This is a genomic window from Streptomyces cinnamoneus (genome assembly GCF_014650495.1).
Classification (GTDB): domain Bacteria; phylum Actinomycetota; class Actinomycetes; order Streptomycetales; family Streptomycetaceae; genus Streptomyces; species Streptomyces cinnamoneus.
Genome location: NZ_BMVB01000021.1, coordinates 1 through 20876, shown reverse-complemented (window position 1 = coordinate 20876; position 20876 = coordinate 1). Strand labels below are relative to the sequence as shown.

The window sequence follows — 20876 nt, the reverse complement described above, 5'->3', positions numbered from 1 at the left end:
CCGGCGAGTAACGACCCGCTTCGGCCGCCCCCGGGCACGGTCCGCGTACCGTGCCCGTAAGCACCGCCGGACCCGGGCGCGGCCCACCGGCCCGCACGCCCCGCGACACTCCCTCCTAAACGAGCGAAGGACCCATGCACCGACGAACAGCCCCGCGACTCGCCCGAATCCTCGCCTGCGCCGCAGTACCGGTGATGCTCGTCGCCACCGGCTGCTCCTCGGACGGCGACTCCGGGTCCAAGAAGGAGTCGGGCAAGCCCACGAAGGCGGCCACTCCCTCTTCCGCCCCCTCGGCCAAGGCGGCGAAGTACGCCAAGCTGCCGGAGGTCTGCAAGACGGTCGACGAGAAGACGATCGAGAAGCTGGTGCCCAAGGCGGAGAAGAAGGAGGGCAACGCCCTCAACACCAGCGACACCAACGACACGGCGAGCTGCTTCTGGAGCGGTCTGAACGACGCCGACGTCAAGGACCTGCAGTACCGTTCGCTGACCGTCTCGCTCAAGCGCTTCGCCGCCGACCCGACGCTCGGCTCGGGCGAGAAGCGGGCCGAGGGGTTCGCGGAGCAGCAGGCGACGAAGGCGACGACGCAGGACGGCGCCAAGGATGCCAAGACGGAGAAGGTCAACGGCATCGGTGACAGCGCGACCGTGGTGAGCACGGAGACGAAGAAGGACGACAACGACTTCAAGAACCAGACCGTGGTGACGCGGACTGCGAACGTCGTGGTGACGGTCAAGTACACCGGTGCGGGCTACGAGGGTGCGAAGTCGCCGAACGCCGACGACATGAAGAACGGCGCGCAGGACGCGGCCAAGGAGGTCGTGGGGGCGGTCGCCAAGGCGAACCAGTAGCCCTGGGGCGTACGACGAAAGGGCCGCCGCCCGGTGATGATCACCGGGGGGCGGCCCTTTCGTCGTGCTTCGTCGTGCCGGGTCAGGCGGCGAGCAGCTTGCGCACGCGCTCCTGGCCGACCGCGAGCAGCAGCGTGGGCAGGCGGGGGCCGGTGTCGCGGCTCACCAGCAGCTGGTAGAGCAGGGCGAAGAAGGCGCGCTGGGCGAGCTTGAGCTCGGGGGTGGGCTTGGCGTGGGGCTCCAGGCCGGCCTGGACCTTGGGTACGCCGTAGACGAGGGCGGTCAGGCCGTCGAGGGACCAGTGCTCGTCGAGGCCGTCCAGGAGCAGGCGCAGGGATTCGCGGCCCTGCTCGTCGAGGGAGCCGAGGAGCTCGGTGTCGGGCTCGGAGCGGACGACGGTGCGCGACTCGGCCGGGACCTGGGTGTTGATCCAGTGCTCGGCACGGTCGAGGCGGGGGCGGACCTCGTCGAGGGTGGTGACGGGGTGGGCCGGGTCGAGGTCGCTGAGGATGCGCAGCGTCTGCTCGTCGTGGCCGGCGGTGATGTCGACGACGGAGGCGAGGGTGCGGTAGGGCAGCGGGCGCGGGGTCGTCGGCAGGTCGCCGGCGGCCGTGCGGACGGCGCGGCTGTGGGCGGCGGCGTCGGCGGGCAGGACGGTGCCGTCGGCGACCTTGGCGTTCAGCTTGTCCCACTCGTCGTAGAGCCGCTGGATCTCCTGGTCGAAGGCGATCTTGAAGGACTGGTTGGGGCGGCGGCGGGCGTAGAGCCAGCGCAGCAGCGGGGCCTCCATGATCTGGAGCGCGTCGCCCGGGGTGGGGACGCCGCCCTTGGAGGAGGACATCTTGGCCATGCCGCTGATGCCGACGAAGGCGTACATCGGGCCGATGGGCTGGTCGCCGCCGAAGATCGGGCCGACGATCTGGCCGCCGACCTGGAAGGAGGAGCCGGGCGAGGAGTGGTCGACGCCGCTGGGCTCGAAGACGACGCCTTCGTAGGCCCAGCGCATGGGCCAGTCGACCTTCCAGACGAGCTTGCCGTGGTCGAACTCGCTGAGCAGGACGGTTTCGCCGTGCCCGCAGGTGCAGGTGTAGGTGAGCTCGGTGGTCTCGTCGTCGTACGCCGTGACCGTGGTGAGGTCCTTGTTGCAGACGGTGCAGTACGGCTTGTACGGGAAGTAGCCCGCGCCGCCCGCGCTGCCGTCGTCCTCGGCTGCGGCGCCGGAGCCCTCGGCGGCTTCCAGCTCGGCCTCGTCGAGGGGCTTCTGCTGCTGCTTCTTGGCGGGCTTCTGCTTGGTGCGGTACTGGTCGAGGATCGCGTCGATGTCACCGCGGTGCTTCATGGCGTGCAGGATCTGCGCGCGGTAGGCACCGGAGGTGTACTGCTCGGTCTGGCTGATGCCGCGGTACTCGATGCCCAGCTCGTCCAGGGCCTCGATCATGGCGGCCTTGAAGTGCTCGGCCCAGCTGCCGTAGGGGCTGCCGGGCGGGGCGGGGACGGCGGTGAGCGGCTTGCCGATGTGCTCGGCCCAGGAGGGGTCGATGCCGGCGGGGACCTTGCGGTACCGGTCGTAGTCGTCCCAGGAGAGGACGTGGACGCACTCGTGGCCGCGGCGGCGGATCTCGTCGGCGACCAGGTGCGGGGTCATGACCTCGCGGAGGTTGCCGAGGTGGATCGGGCCGGAGGGCGACAGTCCCGAGGCGACGACGATCGGTTTGCCGGGGGCGCGGCGCTCCCCTTCGGCGATGACCTCGTCGGCGAAACGGGAGACCCAGTCGGCCTCGGTGCTCTGAGCCTGAGCCACGGCACTTCCTTCCTTACGGTCCTGGCATGACCATTGTCCCAGACGGAAGGGGTGGGTTCGGGGTTGCCCGTGCGGGCGCGAAATCCCGGCGGTGCTGTGGTACGTGCATGGGATACTCGGTGTGTCGAAAATGCCGCCTACCGGAATGGCACCCATCCCATGGCTTCGGTTCCCTCTCTCGCTTCCACGCTCCACCAGCGCATCGCGGACGCTCTCTTGGCTGCCCTGCCGGAGGCCGGTGCCGCGGACCCGCTGCTGCGACGAAGCGACCGGGCCGATTTCCAGGCCAACGGCATGCTGGCGCTGGCGAAGAAGCTGAAGGGCAATCCGCGCGAGTTGGCGGCGAAGGTCGTCGAGGGGCTGCCGTCGGGTGAGGGTCGGCTGGTGCAGGAGGTCGAGGTCTCCGGGCCGGGCTTCCTGAACATCACCGTCTCGGACAAGGCGATCACCGAGACGCTGGCGGCGCGTGCCGCGGACGACCGGCTCGGTGTGCCGCTGGCGCAGGAGCCGGGCACGACGGTCATCGACTGGGCGCAGCCGAACGTGGCCAAGGAGATGCACGTCGGTCACCTGCGGTCGGCGGTGATCGGCGACGCGATGGTGAAGATCCTGGAGTTCACGGGCGAGAAGGTGGTCAGCCGTCACCACATCGGTGACTGGGGCACCCAGTTCGGCATGCTGATCCAGTACCTGATCGAGCACCCGCACGAGCTGGACCACAAGGCCGCCGGGGGTGACGGCGCGGCTTCCGGTGAGGAGGCCATGTCCAACCTGAACCGGCTGTACAAGGCGGCGCGGGCCCTGTTCGACGCGGACGCGGAGTTCAAGGAGCGGGCGCGTCGCCGGGTGGTGGACCTGCAGGCCGGGGACGAGGAGACGCTGGCCCTGTGGCAGCGGTTCGTCGACGAGTCGAAGATCTATTTCTACTCGGTCTTCGGCAAGCTGGACATGGACATCCGTGACGAGGACGTCGTGGGCGAGTCCGGTTACAACCACATGCTGCACGAGACGTGCCGTCTGCTGGAGGAGTCCGGTGTCGCGGTGCGTTCGGAGGGTGCGCTGTGCGTGTTCTTCGACGATGTGAAGGGCCCGGACGGCAAGCCGGTGCCGCTGATCGTGCAGAAGTCGGACGGTGGCTTCGGCTATGCCGCCACGGACCTGTCCGCGATCCGTGACCGGGCGCAGAACCTCAAGGCGAGCACGCTGCTGTACGTGGTGGACGCCCGGCAGTCGCTGCACTTCAAGATGGTCTTCGAGACGGCCCGGCGGATGGGCTGGCTGAACGACGAGGTGCACGCGCTGCAGCTGGCGTTCGGCACGGTCCTGGGCAAGGACGGCAAGCCGTTCAAGACCCGTGAGGGCGAGACGGTGCGTCTGGTGGACCTGCTGGACGAGGCGATCACGCGGGCGACGGACGTGGTGCGGGACAAGGCCGAGAAGGTCGGCCTGACCGAGCAGGAGATCGCGGAGAACGGCCGGTACGTGGGCATCGGCGCCGTGAAGTACGCGGACCTGTCCACGTCGGCGATCCGCGACTACAAGTTCGACCTGGACCAGATGGTGTCGCTGAACGGCGACACGTCGGTCTACCTGCAGTACGCCTACGCCCGTATCCGTTCGATCGTTCGGCGGGCGGGCGACGCGAAGCCGGTCGCGCACCCGGAGCTGGCGCTGGCGCCGGCCGAGCGTGCGCTGGGTCTGCACCTGGACCAGTTCGGCGAGACGCTGGCCGAGGTGGCCGCCGGGTACGAGCCGCACAAGCTGGCCGCCTACCTGTATCAGCTGTCGTCGCACTTCACGACGTTCTACGACCAGTGCCAGGTGCTGAGCGAGGAGAACGCGCCGGAGGTCGTCGAGAACCGTCTGTTCCTGTGTGACCTCACGGCGCGCACGCTCCACCAGGGCATGGCGCTCCTCGGCATCCGTACGCCCGAGCGCCTCTAGCCGGCGCGGGGCCCGTCGCCCTGCCCGTCATCCCGTGCCCGCTCCGAGCTCGAACCAGATGAGCTTGCCGACCAGCCCCTGGGGCTGGTCGCGCAGTGCGAAGCCGCCCCAGCTGTCGGCGCACCACTGGACGAGGCCGAGTCCGCGGCCCTGCTCCGCGGCCTCGGTCTCGGCGTCGGGCAGGGTGACGCGGTCGAGGGCGGGCAGGCGGGGGTTGGTGTCCCAGACGGCGACGCGGACGCGGTTGCCCTCGCGTTTGACGCGCACCGAGGCGGGGCCGTCGGAGTAGCGGTAGGCGTTGGTGACGAGCTCCGAGGTGAGGAGCTCGGCGGTGTCGGCGAGTTCGAGGAAGCCGTGCTCCTCGAAGATGGTGCGTAGTGTGCGTCGTGCGATGCACGGCGCCATGGGGTCGGAGGGGACCTGGAGCGTGTACTCCCAGTCGTCCGTCAGTTCCGGTTCATGGCTCATGCACGCCTCCGCAGCGTAAGCGTCCCGATACACACGGTAGTCATGGTCCGAGTGCATACCCACCCCCCCGGCCGTTTCCACGAGAGACGACCTGTGTGGGTGACGATCGTGAACTATGCGCCTCGTCTTGCGTGAGCTGCGCAAACACGTCGGGGTCGCACCAGCGCACATGACGATGGCGGCGTTCCCCGGCCGGTGGGCCGGGGAACGCCGCCATTGCGCTGCGTCACGGACGCCGCGGGGTGCGCCCGTCGGGCGTCAAGCCGCGGTGACGGCCCGGGCGGCCTCCGTCGCCCAGTACGTCAGAATCATGTTCGCGCCGGCGCGCTTGATGCCGGTGAGCGTCTCCATGATCGCGCGGTCGCGGTCGATCCAGCCGTTCGCGGCGGCCGCCTCGACCATCGCGTACTCGCCGGAGATCTGGTAGGCGGCGACGGGCACGTCCACCGACTCCGCGATCTTCGCCAGGACGTCCAGGTAGGGGAGCGCCGGCTTGACCATCACCATGTCGGCGCCCTCGGCGAGGTCGAGCGCCAGCTCGCGCATCGACTCGCGGAGGTTGGCCGGGTCCTGCTGGTACGTCTTGCGGTCGCCCTGCAGCGAGGAGCCCACGGCCTCCCGGAAGGGGCCGTAGAAGGCGGAGGCGTACTTGGCGGTGTAGGCCAGGACGGAGACGTTCTCGTGGCCGGTCTGGTCGAGGGCGTCGCGGATGACGCCGACCTGGCCGTCCATCATGCCGCTGGGGCCCACGACGTGGACGCCGGCGTCGGCCTGGACCTGGGCCATCTCGGCGTAGCGCTCCAGGGTGGCGTCGTTGTCGACGCGCCCCTCGGAGTCGAGGACGCCGCAGTGGCCGTGGTCGGTGTACTCGTCCAGGCACAGGTCGGACATGATGACGAGCTCGTCGCCGACCTCGGCCTTCACGTCGCGGATGGCGACCTGGAGGATGCCGTCGGGGTCGGTGCCGGCGGTGCCGAGTCCGTCCTTCTTGGCCTCCTCGGGCACGCCGAAGAGCATGATGCCGGAGACGCCCGCCTCCCGCGCCTCGACGGCGGCCTTCCGCAGGGTGTCGCGGGTGTGCTGGACGACGCCGGGCATCGCCGAGATCGGCACCGGCTCGGTGGCGCCCTCCCGCACGAAGGCGGGAAGGATCAGGTCGGCCGGGTGCAGCCGGTGCTCGGCGACCATGCGGCGCATGGCCGGCGTGGTGCGAAGGCGTCGGGGGCGGGACCCCGGGAACGTGCCGTACGTGGTGCTCAACTCCGTGCCCTTCTGCGCGATCCGGGCCGCCGCTCGCTCGGGCGGGTGACCGGGTCGCCGGCCTCCAGGGCCGCGTCGCGCCGGGCCGCACCGAACTCCGCGAGCGCCTCGGCCAGCTTGTGCACCGAGGGCTCGGGCGACAGCACGTCCACCCGCAGGCCGTGTTCCTCCGCGGTCTTCGCGGTGGCGGGGCCGATGCAGGCGATGACGGTGACATTGTGCGGCTTGCCGGCGATGCCGACGAGGTTCCGCACGGTGGAGGAGGAGGTGAACAGCACGGCGTCGAAGCCGCCGCCCTTGATCGCCTCCCGGGTCTCGGCCGGCGGCGGCGAGGCGCGCACGGTCCGGTAGGCGGTGACGTCGTCGACCTCCCAGCCCAGCTCGATCAGGCCGGCCACCAGGGTCTCGGTGGCGATGTCGGCGCGGGGCAGGAAGACGCGGTCGATCGGGTCGAAGACCGGGTCGTAGGGCGGCCAGTCCTCCAGCAGGCCGGCGGCGGACTGCTCGCCGGACGGCACCAGGTCGGGCTTGACGCCGAACTCGATCAGGGACTTGGCGGTCTGCTCGCCGACGGCCGCGACCTTGATGCCGGCGAAGGCACGCGCGTCGAGCCCGTACTCCTCGAACTTCTCGCGCACCGCCTTCACGGCGTTGACGGAGGTGAAGGCGATCCACTCGTAGCGGCCGGTGACCAGGCCCTTGACCGCGCGCTCCATCTGCTGCGGGGTGCGCGGCGGCTCGACGGCGATCGTCGGCACCTCGCTGGGCACGGCGCCGTACGAGCGGAGCTGGTCGGAGAGCGAGGCGGCCTGCTCCTTGGTGCGCGGCACCAGGACGTTCCAGCCGAAGAGCGGCTTGGACTCGAACCAGGACAGCCGCTCGCGCTGCTCGGCAGCGCTGCGCTCGCCGACCACGGCTATGACGGGCTGCCCGCCGTCGGCGGACGGCAGCACCTTGGCGGCCTTCAGCACCTGCTGCAGCGTGCCGAGGGTCGCGGTCCAGGTGCGCTGGCGCGTGGTGGTGCCGGCGACGGTCACGCTCACCGGGGTGTCGGGCTTGCGGCCGCCGGAGACCAGCTCGCCCGCGGCGGCGACGACGGAGTCGAGCGTGGTGGAGACCACCGCGGTCGCCTCGCTCGTGCCGACCTCGGCCCAGCACACGGCGGTGGCCGTACGGGCGTCGACGAACCGCACGTCGCCGCCCCGGCCGTCGCGCAGCGGCACACCGGCGTAGGCGGGCACGCCCACGGCCGTGGCGACGCCCGGCACGACCTCGAAGGTGATGCCGCCGTCGGCGCAGGCCAGCATCTCGTCGGCGGCGTTGCCGTCCAGGCCGGGGTCGCCGAGCACCGCACGGACGACCCGCTTGCCGCTGCGCGCAGCCGTCATGACAAGATTGGCGGTGTCCCGAAGGACCGGCACGTCGGCGTTCTTTGACGACTCGTCAGTAACCGTCGGGGCCGGCACGTCCACGGTGCTGCGCGCATGCGTGCGCACCACGTCGAGCACCTGCGGATCGGCGATGAGGACGTCCGCGGCGGCCAGGGCCTCCACGGCGCGCAGCGTCAGCAGTCCCGGGTCTCCGGGGCCGGCACCGAGGAAGGTGACGTGCCCGTGCGCGGGGTGGTTCGGGGCGGTGGGGTTCAAAGTGCTCGCTCCCCCATAAGACCGGCCGCACCCTTGTCGAGCATCTCGGCGGCCAGAGCGCGGCCGAGAGCAAGGGCGTCCTCCTCGGACGCGGGTACGGGACCGGTGGTGGACAGCTGCACCAGCGTCGAGCCGTCGGTGGTGCCGACGACGCCGCGCAGGCGCATTTCGGTGACAACCTGCTCCTCGACCAAGAGGTCGGCCAACGCGCCCACAGGGGCGCTGCAGCCGGCCTCCAGGGCGGCGAGCAGGGACCGCTCGGCGGTCACGGCGGCCCGCGTGTGCGGGTCGTCGAGCTCGGCGAGCGCGGCGGCGAGCGGTGCGTTGGTCGCGGCGCACTCGATCGCCAGGGCCCCCTGGCCGGGGGCGGGCAAAACTGTGTCGGGCTCCAGGAACTGGGTCGCCTCGCCGATCCGCCCGATGCGGTTCAGCCCGGCGGCGGCCAGCACGACCGCGTCCAGCTCGCCCTGGGTGACGAACCCGATGCGGGTGTCGATGTTGCCGCGGATCGGCACGGTCTCGATCTCCAGACCGAGCTCGCGCGCCCACGCGTTGAGCTGCGCCATGCGGCGGGGCGAGCCCGTGCCGACGCGGGCCCCGCGCGGCAGGGTCTCGAACGTCAGCCCGTCGCGGGCCACCAGCGCGTCGCGCGGGTCCTCGCGGCGCGGGATCGCGGCCAGGACGAGCTCGGCGGGCTGCGCGGTGGGCAGGTCCTTCAGCGAGTGCACGGCGAAGTCGATGTCGCCCGCGAGCAGCGCGTCGCGCAGCGCGGAGACGAAGACTCCGGTGCCGCCGATCTGCGCGAGGGACTCGCGCGAGACATCGCCGTACGTGGTGATCTCGACGAGCTCGACCGGTCGCCCGGTGAGCTGCCGCACGGCCTCGGCCACCTGCCCTGACTGGGCCATGGCGAGCTGGCTGCGGCGGGTTCCCAGCCGCAGCGGCGCCGTGGATGAGGTGTCGTTCATGCCGACTCCCGTGCTGTGGTGTGCCTGTCGGCACGCGTGTCCGCCCGGCTGACGGCGGCGACCGCCTGCGGGTCGAGGTCGAAGAGTTCCCGCAGCGCATCGGCGTAGCCGGCGCCGCCGGGGGTGGAGGCGAGCTCCTTGACCCGCACGGTCGGCGCGTGCAGGAGCTTGTCGACGACGCGGCGCACGGTCTGCGTGATCTCCGCGCGCTGCTTGTCGTCGAGGTCGGGAAGGCGGCCGTTGAGACGGGCCATCTCGCCCGCGACGACGTCCGCGGCCATGGTGCGCAGGGCGACCACGGTGGGCGTGATGTGCGCGGCCCGCTGGGCGGCGCCGAAGGCGGCGACCTCGTCGGAGACGATGGAGCGCACCTGGTCGACGTCGGCGGCCATGGGGGCGTCGGCGGAGGCGTCGGCGAGCGTCTCGATGTCGACGAGCCGGACGCCGTCGAGGCGGTGCGCGGCGGCGTCGATGTCGCGGGGCATGGCGAGGTCGAGCAGGGCCAGGCGCGCGTCCGTACGGGCGGCGCCGTCGGTGCCGGCCGGGCCGGCGGCACAGGGGCCGGGGGCCGCGGCGCAGGGGCCCGCGTCCTTGCGGCCCGCGAGCGCGGCCCGTATGGCGTCGGCGGTCAGGACCAGGCCCGTCGCACCGGTGCAGGAGACCACGAGGTCGGCGAGCACGAGCTCGTCGGCGACGGCGTCCATCTCCACGGCCGAGGCGGTCAGGCCCGCAAGGACTCCGGGCGCCCCGGGCTCGGTGAGGATCTCCACCAGGCGCTGCGCCCGCTCCAGCGTGCGGTTGGCGACGGCCACGTGCGCCACGCCCGCGCGCGCGAGGGTGGCCGCGGCGAGGGAGGACATCGAGCCGGCGCCGATGACGAGGGCACGCCGGCCGGCCGCCCAGTCGGCGACGGCCGCGCCCTCGGCGAGCTGCTCCAGGCCGAAGGTCACCAGCGACTGGCCGGCCTTGTCGATGCCGGTCTCGCTGTGGGCCCGCTTGCCGACCCGCAGGGCCTGCTGGAAGAGGTCGTTCAGCAGGCGGCCCGCGGTGTGCAGCTCCTGGCCGAGCGCAAGCGCGTCCTTGATCTGCCCGAGGATCTGGCCCTCGCCGACGACCATCGAGTCCAGCCCGCACGCCACCGAGAAGAGGTGGTGGACGGCCCGGTCCTCGTAGTGCACGTAGAGGTAGGGGGTGAGCTCCTCCAGCGGCACGCCCGTGTGCCGGGCGAGCAGCGTGGACAGCTCGGCGACACCGGCGTGGAACTTGTCCACGTCGGCGTAGAGCTCGATGCGGTTGCACGTGGCCAGCACCGCCGCCTCGGTGGCGGGCTCGGCGGCCAGCGTGTCGTGCACGAGCCGGGCCTGCGTCTCGCGGGTGAGGGCGGCCCGCTCCAGCACGCTCACCGGAGCGCTGCGGTGGCTGAGGCCGACGACCAGGAGGCTCATGCCGGCATCACGGCGGGAACCTCCCCGTCCGGTCCCTTCCGGGCACTGGTGCCCGCGGCCGCCGCACGCGGCTGCGCCGCCGGCCGGGCCGCGAGGTCCGCACGCGGCGCGCCGGCGGGGGCGGGGGTCGTCTCCTCGCCGGCCTTGCGCTGCTCGTGGAAGGCGAGGATCTGCAGCTCGATGGAGAGGTCGACCTTGCGCACGTCCACGCCCTCGGGCACGGCGAGCACGGTCGGCGCGAAGTTGAGGATCGAGGTGACACCGGCGGCCACCAGCCGGTCGCAGACCTGCTGGGCTGCACCGGCGGGGGTGGCGATGACGCCGATGGACACGCCGTTGTCGCTGATGATCGATTCGAGCTCGTCGGTGTGGCGCACGGGCAGCCCGGCGACCGGCTTGCCGGCCATGGCCGGGTCGGCGTCGATCAGCGCCGCGACACGGAAGCCGCGGGAGGCGAAGCCGCCGTAGTTGGCCAGGGCGGCGCCGAGGTTACCGATACCGACGATCACGACGGGCCAGTCCTGCGTCAGGCCCAGTTCCCGCGAGATCTGGTAGACGAGGTACTCGACGTCGTAGCCGACGCCGCGGGTACCGTACGAGCCGAGGTAGCTGAAGTCCTTGCGGAGCTTGGCGGAATTGACGCCGGCAGCGGTCGCGAGCTCCTCGGAGGAGACCGTGGGGACCGAACGCTCGGAGAGCGCGGTCAGCGCACGCAGATACAGCGGAAGCCGGGCGACGGTGGCCTCGGGGATCCCTCGGCTTCGGGTCGCCGGTCGGTGAGTTCGGCCAGTTGCCACGGTGCTCCTGCGGGTAGAGCGGGGCTGTAGGCGGCGCCTTGTCCCAGGACCGCCCCGTCGAACGCAGGCTATGCCTTTGTGAACGCGTGCACAAAGATGGTGTCCGTTTTGCCCCGGCAAAGTGATGGGTGTCACGCGGTGATTCGGCCCGTTCCGGGAACCATGGTCCGCACCGCCGCGACTGCAACGCCCGTCACAGGAGCACCACAGGCGCAGGGACGGGGACATGGCCGCTCACTCCTCACCGCGCTGCGTCGTCCCGGGGGCCGGCCCCCGGCCCCCGGCCGGAAAAAATCCCCGGACACCAATAAATCGCCCACGATGGTAGTCGACTCAGGCACCTAATCCGTCCGTGCGGACGGCCGCACGGACGCCTTCCGCACGCCCCGCACGCTCCACCGCGGAGGCGGCACAATTGCCCTCATGAGCCCGCTCCTGCGCCGCACCGCCCGCAAGAATCCCGCCGACAGCGTCGTCACCCTGATCGGCAAGCCCGGCTGTCACCTGTGCGACGACGCCGAGGCCGTCATCGCCGAGGTCTGCGGCGAGCTCGGCGCGCGCTGGGAGAAGAAGGACATCACCCAGGACGAGGAACTGCACCGCAAGTACTGGGAGCAGATTCCCGTCGTCCTCGTCGACGGCGCCCAGCACGACTTCTGGCGGGTGAACCCCGCCCGGCTGCGCAAGGCCCTCGGCGGCTGAGCACCACCCGCCGGGCGGTGGGTAACCGGACCGACGCACAGAGTTCACGCCATCGCACCGTCCCGACTTCCGGTTACCCCGAACAAACTGGCTATGCTCGCGGCATGGCCGCACTCGGATGGCTCACCCACCGCAGGCGCTCCGCGACCGCACGCAGCGTGCTGGCAGGCGAGGCGGCGGCGGAGGCAGCCCGCAAGTCCGCGCAGGAAAACGAAGAGGCACTGGCCGAGGGGGTCCCCCTGGGGGCCGAGGAGCCGGAGCCGGAATTCCCCGTGGCGGGCGACGAGAGGGCCGCCGCGTTCTTCGACCTGGACAACACGGTCATGCAGGGCGCCGCCATGTTCCACTTCGGCCGCGGCCTCTACAAGCGGCACTTCTTCGGCAAGCGCGAGCTCGCGCGCTTCGCCTGGCAGCAGACGTGGTTCCGGCTCGCGGGCATCGAGGACCCCGAGCACGTGCAGGAGGCCCGCGACAGCGTCCTGTCGATCGTGAAGGGCCACCGCGTCTCCGAGCTGATGACCATCGGCGAGGAGATCTACGACGAGTACATGGCCGAGCGCATCTGGCCCGGCACCCGCGCGCTGGCCCAGGCCCACCTGGACGCGGGCCAGAAGGTGTGGCTGGTGACCGCCGCCCCGGTCGAGACCGCCACCATCATCGCCCGCCGCCTGGGCCTGACCGGCGCCCTCGGCACCGTCGCCGAGTCGGTCGGCGGCGTCTACACCGGCAAGCTCGTCGGCGAGCTGCTGCACGGCCCCGCCAAGGCGGAGGCGGTCCGCGCGCTCGCGGCCGCCGAGGGCCTGGACCTCGCGCGCTGCGCGGCCTACAGCGACTCGGCCAACGACATCCCGATGCTCTCGCTCGTCGGCCACCCCTACGCGGTCAACCCCGACAGCCGGCTGCGCAAGCACGCCCGCGAGCGCGGCTGGCGGCTGCGCGACTACCGGACGGGCCGCAAGGCCGCCAAGATCGGCATCCCGGCCGCGGCCGGCCTGGGCGCACTTGCGGGCGGCGCGGCCGCCGGCATCGCCCTGCACCGCCGCCGCCGCTGAAGCGGCCCCGGAACCACCGCAAGAGGACCACTCCCCGGGGCGCCGGAACCCCCGCAGAGGGACCGCCGCCGGGCCGCCGAGGCGCACCCCGGCGTCACCCTGCCCCGTCACTGGAACGGGCGACAGCTCCGGCGCGCCTCCTCGCCACGGCCCGTAACCGGTCCGACCGCACAGGCAATCCTGTTGTCATACCCCCACATGGCCCCCGACAGTCCTGCGGTGTCCGGATTGCCACAACACGCTGCCCAATCGGCCACACCATCGGCAAATTCAGTCAACTTCCTTTCGCAGTTCGATATTTGATCGGTCACGAACCGGCGGCAGATCGAACGGAAACGATGATTTGAGCAACTCGGTGTAGCGCTGCCTGTACGAAGGGTTATTCTCCTCAAACGCAAGCCGGTACCTGCTTGTCCCTATGACGAGTGAACGGTCCGGCACTGCACGTGATGGAAGCTCTGCCTCTGGGAGTCCCGTGTACCCACACGTCGGGGTTGACGCCTCGGGCCTGGCTACGCTGCGCGCAGCGGTCGTCGACCGCCTGCGCGGCTTCGTCCCCACCGCGTACGCCGTCCCTGCCTTCGCCACGCTCGCCCCTGCCGTAGCGGGGGGTCCTGCCGGCCCCTGCTACGCCCTCGCCGAGAGCAGCGCGGCCGTCGGCAGACGCGCCCGCCGAGCTTCCGGCACCGGTACGTCCACCACCACCCGCCGCCCCAGCGCAGACAGCGACAGCGCGCGGATGCTCGACCTGGTCGAGCGCGCCCAGGCGGGCGAGGCCGAGGCGTTCGGCCGCCTCTACGACCAGTACGCCGACACCGTCTACCGCTACATCTACTACCGCGTGGGCGGCCGGGCGACGGCGGAGGACCTCACGAGCGAGACGTTCCTGCGCGCCCTGCGCCGGATCGGCACCTTCACCTGGCAGGGCCGCGACTTCGGCGCCTGGCTGGTGACCATCGCCCGCAACCTCGTCGCCGACCACTTCAAGTCCTCGCGGTTCCGGCTCGAAGTGACCACGGGGGAGATGCTCGACGCCAACGAGGTCGAGCGCAGCCCCGAGGACTCCGTCCTCGAATCCCTTTCCAACGCCGCCCTGTTGGAGGCGGTGCGCAAGCTCAACCCCCAGCAGCAGGAGTGCGTCACCCTGCGCTTCCTGCAGGGCCTCTCGGTCGCCGAGACCGCCCGCGTCATGGGGAAGAACGAGGGCGCCATCAAGACCCTGCAGTACCGGGCCGTGCGCACCCTCGCACGTCTCCTCCCGGACGACGCACGCTGACCCTGCGCCGACCCGATGCCCGACGTCACTCCCCCGCGGCCACCTCGCCCCGGCCGCGTAACCCGACTGCCGCGCCGCTCGTTGTCCGGGGTGCAGACTTCCCCATGCCACGTCATGCCGGTATGCACTCACTCGATCGAGTGGATGTTCTCAAGGCATGCAACCCTTCAGGTGCCGAGGGGAGTCGACCGTCATGACGAGAGGAGGTGCCGCCTGTGATCGCGAACGTATCGGCGCACCGGCGGGCGAACGCCTTCGCCCAGGCCCTGGAGGACCAGGACGTCCAGGGTGCTGCGGCAGCACAGTCCGGCCCAGCGGCGGAAGACGCCGAGCAGGCAAAGCTGTTGGCCCTCGCGAGCGGGCTCGGTGAGCTGCCGTCCCCCACGCTGGACCCCGAGGTCAAAACGGTGCAGCGGGCGCAGCTGATCGCCGCCATGGAGGCCCAGTTCGGCGGCGCCGGCGTCCCGGAGCAACGCTCCGTACGGGGCGCCCACCGGGCGAGTCCGCTGAGTCGGCTCCGGCCGCGCTCCCGCTGGTCCAAGGGACTGGCGGCCGGCGGTCTCACGGTGGGGGTCGCGGCCGGTGCGTTCGGCGGCGTCGCGGCGGCCAGTTCCAACGCCCTGCCCGGCGACACCCTCTACGGCCTCAAGCGCGGCATGGAGGACCTCAGGCTCGGCATGGCCGACGGCGACTCCACCCGGGGCGGGCTCTTCCTCGATCAGGCCACGACGCGGCTGCAGGAGGCCCGTCGGCTGATGGAGCGCGGCCGCTCCGGCGAGCTCGACCAGGAGTCCCTGGCGGAGATCCGCCGGACCCTCTCCGGCGCCCGGCACGACGCCGCCGAGGGCCACCGCCTGCTGCACGGGGTCTACCAGCGCGACGGCTCGCTGGGCGCGATCGAGCGCCTGTCGACGTTCGCCTCCTCCCAGGGCGAGGGCTGGAGCAGGCTGCGCGACCGCCTGCCCGACCAGCTGACCGACGTCGCCGACGACGTCAGCTCGGTCTTCGCCGCCATAGACGATGAGGTCGAGCCGCTGCGCTCCCTGCTCCCCGACGACAAGCACGGCAAGAAGGGCCCCGGCAGCCGGGAGAGCGGCTCCTCGCACGGTGCGCGGGAGAGCGGCGGCCACTCGGCCCCGTCGTCGAAGGCCCCGGCCGCGTCCGACGGCAAGCGCGCCGGCAGCAAGCCCCCGCAGTCCTCCCCGGGATCCGCCGAGGAGCGCCAGGGTCTCCTGGGCGGCACGGGCCTGCTGCAGCCCGCGCCGAGCGACAGCGCCGGCTCCGAGCGTCCGTCGCACGGCAAGGACGGCAAGCCGTCCAAGCAGCCGGACATCACCATCCCGCCGCTGCTCCCGGACATCCTCCCGGGCCTCGGTATCCGTGGGGACGACGACAAGTAGGCGACGACAGCAGGCGAGGTCGCGCCATGGTGGCCGGTACTCCTTCCGGAGCACCGGCCACCATGGCGTACCGGGCCGGAACGGCGCCGGCAGAACGTCAGAAGAACACCGAGCGCCGCTGCACCAAGAGCTTGTACAGCGTGTGCTGAATCGTTTCCCGCACCTGGTCGGTGAGGTTGAACATCAGCATGGGGTCGTCCGCCGCCTCCGGCGGATAGCCGTCCGTGGGGATCGGCTCCCCGAACTGGATCGTCCACTTCGTCGGCAGCGGCACCAGCCCCAGCGGCCCGAGCCAGGGGAAGGCAGGCGTCAGCGGGAAGTACGGGATGCCCAGCAGCCGCGCCATCGTCCGGGAATTGCCGAGCATCGGGTAGATCTCCTCCGCCCCGACGATCGAGCACGGCACGATGGGCGCCCCGGCACTCAGTGCCGTCTGCACGAAGCCGCCCCGCCCGAAGCGCTGCAGCTTGTACCGCTCGGAGAACGGCTTCCCGATCCCCTTGAAGCCCTCCGGCATCACGCCCACCACCTCGCCGCGCTCCAGCAGCCGCTGGGCGTCCTCGGCGCAGGCCAGGGTGTGCCCGAGCTTGCGGGAGAGCTCGTTGACGACCGGCAGCATGAAGACGAGGTCCGCGGCGAGCATCCGCACGTTCCGCCCGGCCGGGTGGTGGTCGTGCACGGCGGCCTGGAGCATCAGTCCGTCGACGGGCAGGGTGCCGGAGTGGTTGGCGACGATCAGCGCCGCGCCCTTCTCCGGGATGTTCTCGATGCCCTTCACCTCGACCCGGAAGTACTTCTCCTTGAAGGGCCGCAGCAGCGACATCATCACCTGGTCGGTGAGCTCCTGGTCGTACCCGAAGTCGTCGACCTCGTAGTCGCCGGTGATCCGCCGTCGCAGGAAGTTCAGCCCGTGGGCGACCTTCCGCTCCCAGCCCCCGCCCTGTCCGGCCCCGTCGCCCGTGGCGGCCGCCCGTTCGGCCTGTCCGGCCGCGGCGGCCGCGGTCTGTGGCTCCTCCTCGCGCTGGGCCGGCACGGGCGCCAGCGGCGCCTTCGCCCGCGTCGTACGGGCCGGGCCCGTGCGCTTCGCCCGCCGCTTGGACCGCGGTTCCTCGCCGAACGGAATGACCTTCGCATCGGCCATGGTGCGTGCGCTCCTCAGTTCTGGCCGCGGCCGGCAGGCATCAGCGCGGCGATCCGGTCGACGGTACGGGCGAGGGTCTCGGGCGGCAGCAGCCCCGCCGCGCGGCTGCGGGCGAAGTCCGCGAACGCCTCCGCGGTGGTGTAGCGGGGGTGGAAGCCCAGCGTCTCGCGCATCTGCGTGGTCTGGACGACGCGGCCGTGGGTGAGCAGCCGGATCTGCTCGGGCGAGAAGTCCAGGGCCCCGACCGACCGCAGCGCGGAGCCGACCCAGGTGACGGTGGGCAGGAAGAAGGGGAGCGTGGGGCGTCCGAGGCGCCTGGCGGCCTGGGAGAGCAGCAGGACGCCGTCACCCGCGATGTTGAACGTGCCGCTGTTGAGCGTCCCGCGGCGGGGCTCCCCGGTGGCGATCCGCAGCACCTCGATGGCGTCGTCCTCGTGCACGAACTGCAGCCGGGGGTCGAAGCCGAGGACGCTGGGCAGCACGGGCAGCGAGAAGTACTCGGCGAGCGGTGAGTCGGCGCAGGGCCCCAGGACGTTCGCGAAGCGCAGCACGCACACGGCGACGTCGGGCCGCCGGCGGGCGAAGCCGCGGACGTACCCCTCGACCTCGACGGCGTCCTTGGCGAAGCCGCCGCTGGGCAGCGACTTGGGCGGCGTGGTCTCGGTGAAGACCGCGGGGTCGCGGGGCGCCGAGCCGTAGACGCTGGTGCTGGACTTCACCACCAGCCGCTTGACCGCCGGCGTCTTCTGGCAGGCACCGAGCAGCTGCATGGTGCCGATGACGTTGGTCTCCTTCACCACCGCCCGGCTGCCGCGCTTGCCCAGGGGGGTGCCGTTGACGTCCATGTGGACGACCGTGTCGACGCCCTGCTCCGCGAGGACCCGGCCGATCGTGGGCTGGCGGATGTCCGCCCGTATGAAATCGGCCCCGCCGAGATGGTGCTCGGGTGGCACTGCGTCCACCCCGATGACGCGGTCGACGTCGGGCTCGCGCTGGATGCGACGGACGAAGCGTCCCCCCAGCTGCCGTGCGACTCCGGTGACGAGCACGACCTTGCCCAAGATCAGCGCCTTCCTTCCCCTCGCCCGGCGAGCGGTACGCCCGCCCGGGCGGTGCCCTGTGGCGGCCACCGTAGCGGGTCGTTGTTGCACTGTGATGACCGCCGGACGGGGCGGGCGTCATTTCAAGCCGTAGCGAAAGTTTCACTCACCGCAACGCACCGCAGCCCTCCCGCCGTGGACCGGCGGGAGGGCTGCGGGACGTTCACAGCGGCGTTGCCTACTTCTTGTTGCGACGCTGAACGCGCGTGCGCTTGAGCAGCTTGCGGTGCTTCTTCTTGGCCATCCGCTTACGCCGCTTCTTGATAACAGAGCCCACGACTACCCTCGCTTACATCGATTCACTCGGTGCGGGGCGTCCGAGCCCACACGACCTACATCGGGCCAGCCTACCCGGCGCCGGGCGATCAGCGTAATCCGAGGTGCCTCTCAGGCGGTTTCCACCCCCACGTAGGACTCTCGGAGGTACTCGTGCACCGCTTGTTCTGGGACCCGGAACGACCTGCCCACCCGGATCGCCGGCAGATGACCACTGTGCACCAGCCGGTACACGGTCATCTTGGAGACTCGCATCACCGAGGCGACTTCCGCCACGGTCAGGAACACGACCTCGTTGAGAGGCCTTTCGCCAGCAGCCATGACACACCTGAACCTTCCGCACATGACGCGCACCGGCTTCCCCTCCGGTGACTCCTCGTCGCTGCGCGCTCACTCCCCAGGTTAGGGGCGGGTGATACGAGTGGGGAAGAGGAGCAGCCATCGGCCGCCTACTGTGACAGACACGCTCGATTGAGTACATAGCGAGTAAGCGGTCGGTAGTAATCAGACCGCACAGTGTCATCAAGCGGAACGGCCACGGACACCCGCCCCTCGGCCTCTCCGACGAACAGCGCAGGGTCGTCCGAGTCGGCCAGCCCGATGGCCTCAAAGCCCAGCTGACCTGCCCCGCAGACCCATCCGTGGTCCCCGATGACCATGGCCGGCAAGGGCCCGCCGCCGTCCGCCGCGGCCGCCAGCACATGCCGAACCGGGAGGGGTGAATGCGTATGCGCGCCCGGCTCACTCCCGGCGGCGCGTGCGCCGGGTTCGCGCACCATCGCGACTCCTCGAAGGTAGTCAAGACGGTAAGTACGTACGCCGAACCGGGTCGTTATGTCGACACTTTGCCCCTGCGCCGGGGTGAGGACAGTGCATCCCGCCGCCGAGAGACCCACCGCCAACCCGGCGTAGAAGCCCAGGAGCCGGTGCGGGTGACCGGTGCCCAGCAGCACCGGCGAACCGGTCGCGGCCACGGTCGCGAGGCGGTCCGCGAAGGCATCGAGTGCCACCAGCGTGCGATCGGGGTCGATCACATCATGCCCTGAAGTGTCCTTGGGATCGGCCGAAACTCCACACCTCTCACCCATCAACCGCAACAAGTCGCCGAAGCGCCAGTCATATTTCGGCTCCAGACCGATCAGCACCCGGGGGTCGCGGGCCGCGAACATCCGGTACCGCCGCAGGCTCCGCTCCCGTGGCGTGGCCACGGTGCCCGCCAGACCGGCCGTCAGCAGATGGGTGCGCAGGGCGCTCCTGGTGGGGACAGGGGTCAACACGGGTTGATGCTCGCCGACCGCCGGACCCACCGCGGCACTTTCCCGGCCGCCGTCCCACGTGCGGGCTAACGGCCCGCCGCCGCACCGCACTCAGGGCAGCAGGCCGTGGGAGGGGAACACCGCCCGGCGGGTGGCGAGGACCGCCTGGTCGAGCCGGTCGGCCGGGTCGTAGCCGGACGCGGCGAAGTCCCGCCACTCCGGGGTGCGGCCGTCCGTCATCCGCAGCGGCCCCAACTGCCGTGTCCGCCGGAAGACTTCGTGACGCCACTCCTCCGGCACCGCCGCCGCCGGATCCACCGGCCGCCCCGCGGCGATGCCCACCAGATGCGTCCACGAACGCGGCACGACGTCCGTCACCGCGTACCCCCCGCCCCCCAGGGCCAGCCAGCGGCCCTCAGCGTGCTCGTGGGCCAGGGCGTGGCACGCCTGGGCCACCAGCCGCTGCGCGTCGACGGAGACGGCCAGGTGCGCCAGCGGGTCCTCGAAGTGCGTGTCCGCCCCGTGCTGGGTCACCAGCACCTGCGGCCGGAAGGCGGCAAGGAGGTCCGGCACCACGGCGTGGAACGCCCGCAGCCAGCCGGCGTCCCCCGTCCCCGCCGGCAGCGCGACGTTGACCGCGGTGCCCTCCGCGCCCTCGCCGCCCGTCTCCTCGGGCCAGCCGGTCTGCGGGAAGAGCGTGCGCGGGTGCTCGTGCAACGAGATCGTCAGGACGCGCGGGTCGTCCCAGAACGCCGCCTGGACGCCGTCCCCGTGGTGCACGTCGACATCCACGTACGCCACCCGCGCGGCGCCGAGTTCGAGCAGCCGCGCGACGGCGAGGGCCGCGTCGTTGTACACGCAGAACCCGGACGCCCCGCCCGGCATCGCGTGGTGCAGCCCGCCGGCGAAGTTCACCGCGTGCAGGGCCGCTCCGCTCCACACCGCCTCGGCCGCACCGACCGACTGTCCCGCGATCAGCGCGGCCGCCTCGTGCATCCCCGCGAACGCCGGATCGTCCGGGGTGCCGAGCCCGTACGAACCGTCCGCCGACCCGGGGTCGGCGGAGGCGGCCCGGACGGCCGCGATGTAGTCCGGCCGGTGCACCAGCCGCAGCGTCGACTCTCCCGCAGGGGGCGCCGACACCGTACGGGCCACCCGGTCCAGGCCGTACGCCTCGACCAGCCGCATGGTGAGCGCGAGCCGCACGGGATCCATCGGATGCCCGGGGCCGAAGTCGTAGCCCACCACTGCCTCGTCCCACATCACCTGTGCCCGGCCGCCGCTCATGGGCGACACCGTAATGGATGACCTGCTGCGGGATGCCGAGGAGGTGGGCACGCTCAACGCAAAGGCGACCCCTCAACGCAAAAATGCCGCAGGCCCCGGACTTCTCAGTCCAGGGCCTGCGGCTTTCACAATTTGTTCGGCGGCGTCCTACTCTCCCACAGGGTCCCCCCTGCAGTACCATCGGCGCTGAAAGGCTTAGCTTCCGG

General features: G+C 71.5%; 19 protein-coding genes and 1 rRNA gene. 6 read left to right on the top strand and 14 right to left on the bottom strand.

Annotated features, from left to right (window positions below):
- Positions 1 to 134 precede the first annotated feature (134 nt).
- Complete coding sequence (locus IE182_RS24475) at positions 135 to 851, top strand: hypothetical protein (protein WP_190112081.1); 717 nt, start codon at positions 135 to 137, stop codon at positions 849 to 851.
- Positions 852 to 933: 82 nt separating this feature from the next.
- On the opposite strand, the gene lysS is transcribed toward IE182_RS24475, so the two are convergent.
- Entirely contained in the window at positions 934 to 2652 is a 1719-nt protein-coding gene (gene lysS, locus IE182_RS24470) for a lysine--tRNA ligase (protein WP_190112080.1), read from the bottom strand.
- 159 nt (positions 2653 to 2811) lie between these two features.
- On the opposite strand from lysS, the gene argS reads away from it, so the two are divergent.
- Positions 2812 to 4596, top strand: coding sequence for an arginine--tRNA ligase (gene argS, locus IE182_RS24465; RefSeq protein ID WP_190112079.1), 1785 nt, complete (start codon positions 2812 to 2814; stop codon positions 4594 to 4596).
- Between the two features lie 27 nt (positions 4597 to 4623).
- On the opposite strand, the gene IE182_RS24460 is transcribed toward argS, so the two are convergent.
- The 6 genes from IE182_RS24460 to IE182_RS24435 all read right to left on the bottom strand — a co-directional run bounded on the left by IE182_RS24460 (position 4624) and on the right by IE182_RS24435 (position 11180).
- Entirely contained in the window at positions 4624 to 5064 is a 441-nt protein-coding gene (locus IE182_RS24460) for an ATP-binding protein (RefSeq protein WP_071965504.1), read from the bottom strand.
- Positions 5065 to 5322: 258 nt separating this feature from the next.
- A complete protein-coding gene (gene hemB / locus IE182_RS24455; protein WP_190112078.1) occupies positions 5323 to 6324 on the bottom strand; it encodes a porphobilinogen synthase in 1002 nt (333 codons plus the stop codon).
- Positions 6321 to 7970 (bottom strand): bifunctional uroporphyrinogen-III C-methyltransferase/uroporphyrinogen-III synthase, encoded by a 1650-nt coding sequence (locus IE182_RS24450; RefSeq protein ID WP_190112077.1) that lies wholly within the window; start codon positions 7968 to 7970, stop codon positions 6321 to 6323. The genes hemB and IE182_RS24450 overlap by 4 nt, the downstream gene beginning before the upstream one ends.
- A complete protein-coding gene (gene hemC / locus IE182_RS24445) occupies positions 7967 to 8938 on the bottom strand; it encodes a hydroxymethylbilane synthase (RefSeq protein WP_190112076.1) in 972 nt (323 codons plus the stop codon). Before hemC ends, IE182_RS24450 begins: the two co-directional genes overlap by 4 nt.
- On the bottom strand, positions 8935 to 10383 hold the full coding sequence (locus IE182_RS24440; protein WP_190112075.1) for a glutamyl-tRNA reductase: 1449 nt from the start codon (positions 10381 to 10383) through the stop codon (positions 8935 to 8937). Before IE182_RS24440 ends, hemC begins: the two co-directional genes overlap by 4 nt.
- Positions 10380 to 11180, bottom strand: a complete 801-nt coding sequence (locus tag IE182_RS24435) for a redox-sensing transcriptional repressor Rex (protein WP_190112074.1) — start codon at positions 11178 to 11180, stop codon at positions 10380 to 10382. Before IE182_RS24435 ends, IE182_RS24440 begins: the two co-directional genes overlap by 4 nt.
- 423 nt (positions 11181 to 11603) lie before the next feature.
- Between IE182_RS24435 and IE182_RS24430 the strand changes: the two genes are divergently transcribed.
- The 4 genes from IE182_RS24430 (at position 11604) to IE182_RS24415 (ending at position 15610) form a co-directional block, all read left to right on the top strand.
- On the top strand, positions 11604 to 11882 hold the full coding sequence (locus tag IE182_RS24430; RefSeq protein ID WP_190112073.1) for a glutaredoxin family protein: 279 nt from the start codon (positions 11604 to 11606) through the stop codon (positions 11880 to 11882).
- Between the two features lie 104 nt (positions 11883 to 11986).
- Positions 11987 to 12934 (top strand): HAD family hydrolase, encoded by a 948-nt coding sequence (locus IE182_RS24425; protein ID WP_190112072.1) that lies wholly within the window; start codon positions 11987 to 11989, stop codon positions 12932 to 12934.
- 475 nt (positions 12935 to 13409) lie between these two features.
- On the top strand, positions 13410 to 14210 hold the full coding sequence (locus IE182_RS24420; RefSeq protein ID WP_190112071.1) for an ECF subfamily RNA polymerase sigma factor, BldN family: 801 nt from the start codon (positions 13410 to 13412) through the stop codon (positions 14208 to 14210).
- Positions 14211 to 14425: 215 nt separating this feature from the next.
- On the top strand, positions 14426 to 15610 hold the full coding sequence (locus tag IE182_RS24415) for a DUF5667 domain-containing protein (protein ID WP_190112070.1): 1185 nt from the start codon (positions 14426 to 14428) through the stop codon (positions 15608 to 15610).
- Between the two features lie 97 nt (positions 15611 to 15707).
- Here IE182_RS24415 and IE182_RS24410 read toward each other — a convergent pair whose 3' ends face one another.
- The 7 genes from IE182_RS24410 to rrf form a co-directional block, all read right to left on the bottom strand.
- On the bottom strand, positions 15708 to 16751 hold the full coding sequence (locus IE182_RS24410; protein WP_190112069.1) for a lysophospholipid acyltransferase family protein: 1044 nt from the start codon (positions 16749 to 16751) through the stop codon (positions 15708 to 15710).
- Positions 16752 to 16765: 14 nt separating this feature from the next.
- The gene (locus IE182_RS24405; protein ID WP_190112068.1) at positions 16766 to 17812 is read right to left on the bottom strand and encodes an NAD-dependent epimerase/dehydratase family protein; all 1047 of its coding nucleotides are present in this window, start codon (positions 17810 to 17812) and stop codon (positions 16766 to 16768) included.
- Positions 17813 to 18029: 217 nt separating this feature from the next.
- Positions 18030 to 18128 carry a 30S ribosomal protein bS22 gene (locus IE182_RS24400; RefSeq protein WP_003948845.1) on the bottom strand — a complete coding sequence of 33 codons (99 nt, stop codon included), beginning with the start codon at positions 18126 to 18128 and terminating at the stop codon, positions 18030 to 18032.
- A gap of 110 nt (positions 18129 to 18238) precedes the next feature.
- Positions 18239 to 18448: a helix-turn-helix domain-containing protein gene (locus IE182_RS24395; protein ID WP_031145511.1), complete on the bottom strand. Its 210-nt coding sequence runs from the start codon at positions 18446 to 18448 to the stop codon at positions 18239 to 18241.
- 128 nt (positions 18449 to 18576) lie between these two features.
- Positions 18577 to 19404: a phosphatase gene (locus IE182_RS24390; protein WP_229845075.1), complete on the bottom strand. Its 828-nt coding sequence runs from the start codon at positions 19402 to 19404 to the stop codon at positions 18577 to 18579.
- Between the two features lie 90 nt (positions 19405 to 19494).
- Positions 19495 to 20670: an acetoin utilization protein AcuC gene (locus tag IE182_RS24385; protein ID WP_229845074.1), complete on the bottom strand. Its 1176-nt coding sequence runs from the start codon at positions 20668 to 20670 to the stop codon at positions 19495 to 19497.
- A 134-nt stretch (positions 20671 to 20804) separates the two neighbouring features.
- A 5S ribosomal RNA gene (rrf, locus tag IE182_RS32910) occupies positions 20805 to 20876 on the bottom strand; the annotation flags it as partial.

Excerpts from the sequence above, each read along its gene's own strand:
- IE182_RS24385 (WP_229845074.1), bottom strand. The coding sequence starts at position 20,670 with ATGAGCGGCGGCCGGGCACAGGTGATGTGGGACGAGGCAGTGGTGGGC.
- IE182_RS24410 (WP_190112069.1), bottom strand. The coding sequence starts at position 16,751 with ATGGCCGATGCGAAGGTCATTCCGTTCGGCGAGGAACCGCGGTCCAAG.
- IE182_RS24440 (WP_190112075.1), bottom strand. The coding sequence starts at position 10,383 with ATGAGCCTCCTGGTCGTCGGCCTCAGCCACCGCAGCGCTCCGGTGAGC.
- IE182_RS24395 (WP_031145511.1), bottom strand. The coding sequence starts at position 18,448 with ATGGCTGCTGGCGAAAGGCCTCTCAACGAGGTCGTGTTCCTGACCGTG.
- IE182_RS24475 (WP_190112081.1), top strand. The coding sequence starts at position 135 with ATGCACCGACGAACAGCCCCGCGACTCGCCCGAATCCTCGCCTGCGCC.
- argS (WP_190112079.1), top strand. The coding sequence starts at position 2,812 with ATGGCTTCGGTTCCCTCTCTCGCTTCCACGCTCCACCAGCGCATCGCG.
- IE182_RS24425 (WP_190112072.1), top strand. The coding sequence starts at position 11,987 with ATGGCCGCACTCGGATGGCTCACCCACCGCAGGCGCTCCGCGACCGCA.
- IE182_RS24460 (WP_071965504.1), bottom strand. The coding sequence starts at position 5,064 with ATGAGCCATGAACCGGAACTGACGGACGACTGGGAGTACACGCTCCAG.
- hemC (WP_190112076.1), bottom strand. The coding sequence starts at position 8,938 with ATGAACGACACCTCATCCACGGCGCCGCTGCGGCTGGGAACCCGCCGC.
- IE182_RS24430 (WP_190112073.1), top strand. The coding sequence starts at position 11,604 with ATGAGCCCGCTCCTGCGCCGCACCGCCCGCAAGAATCCCGCCGACAGC.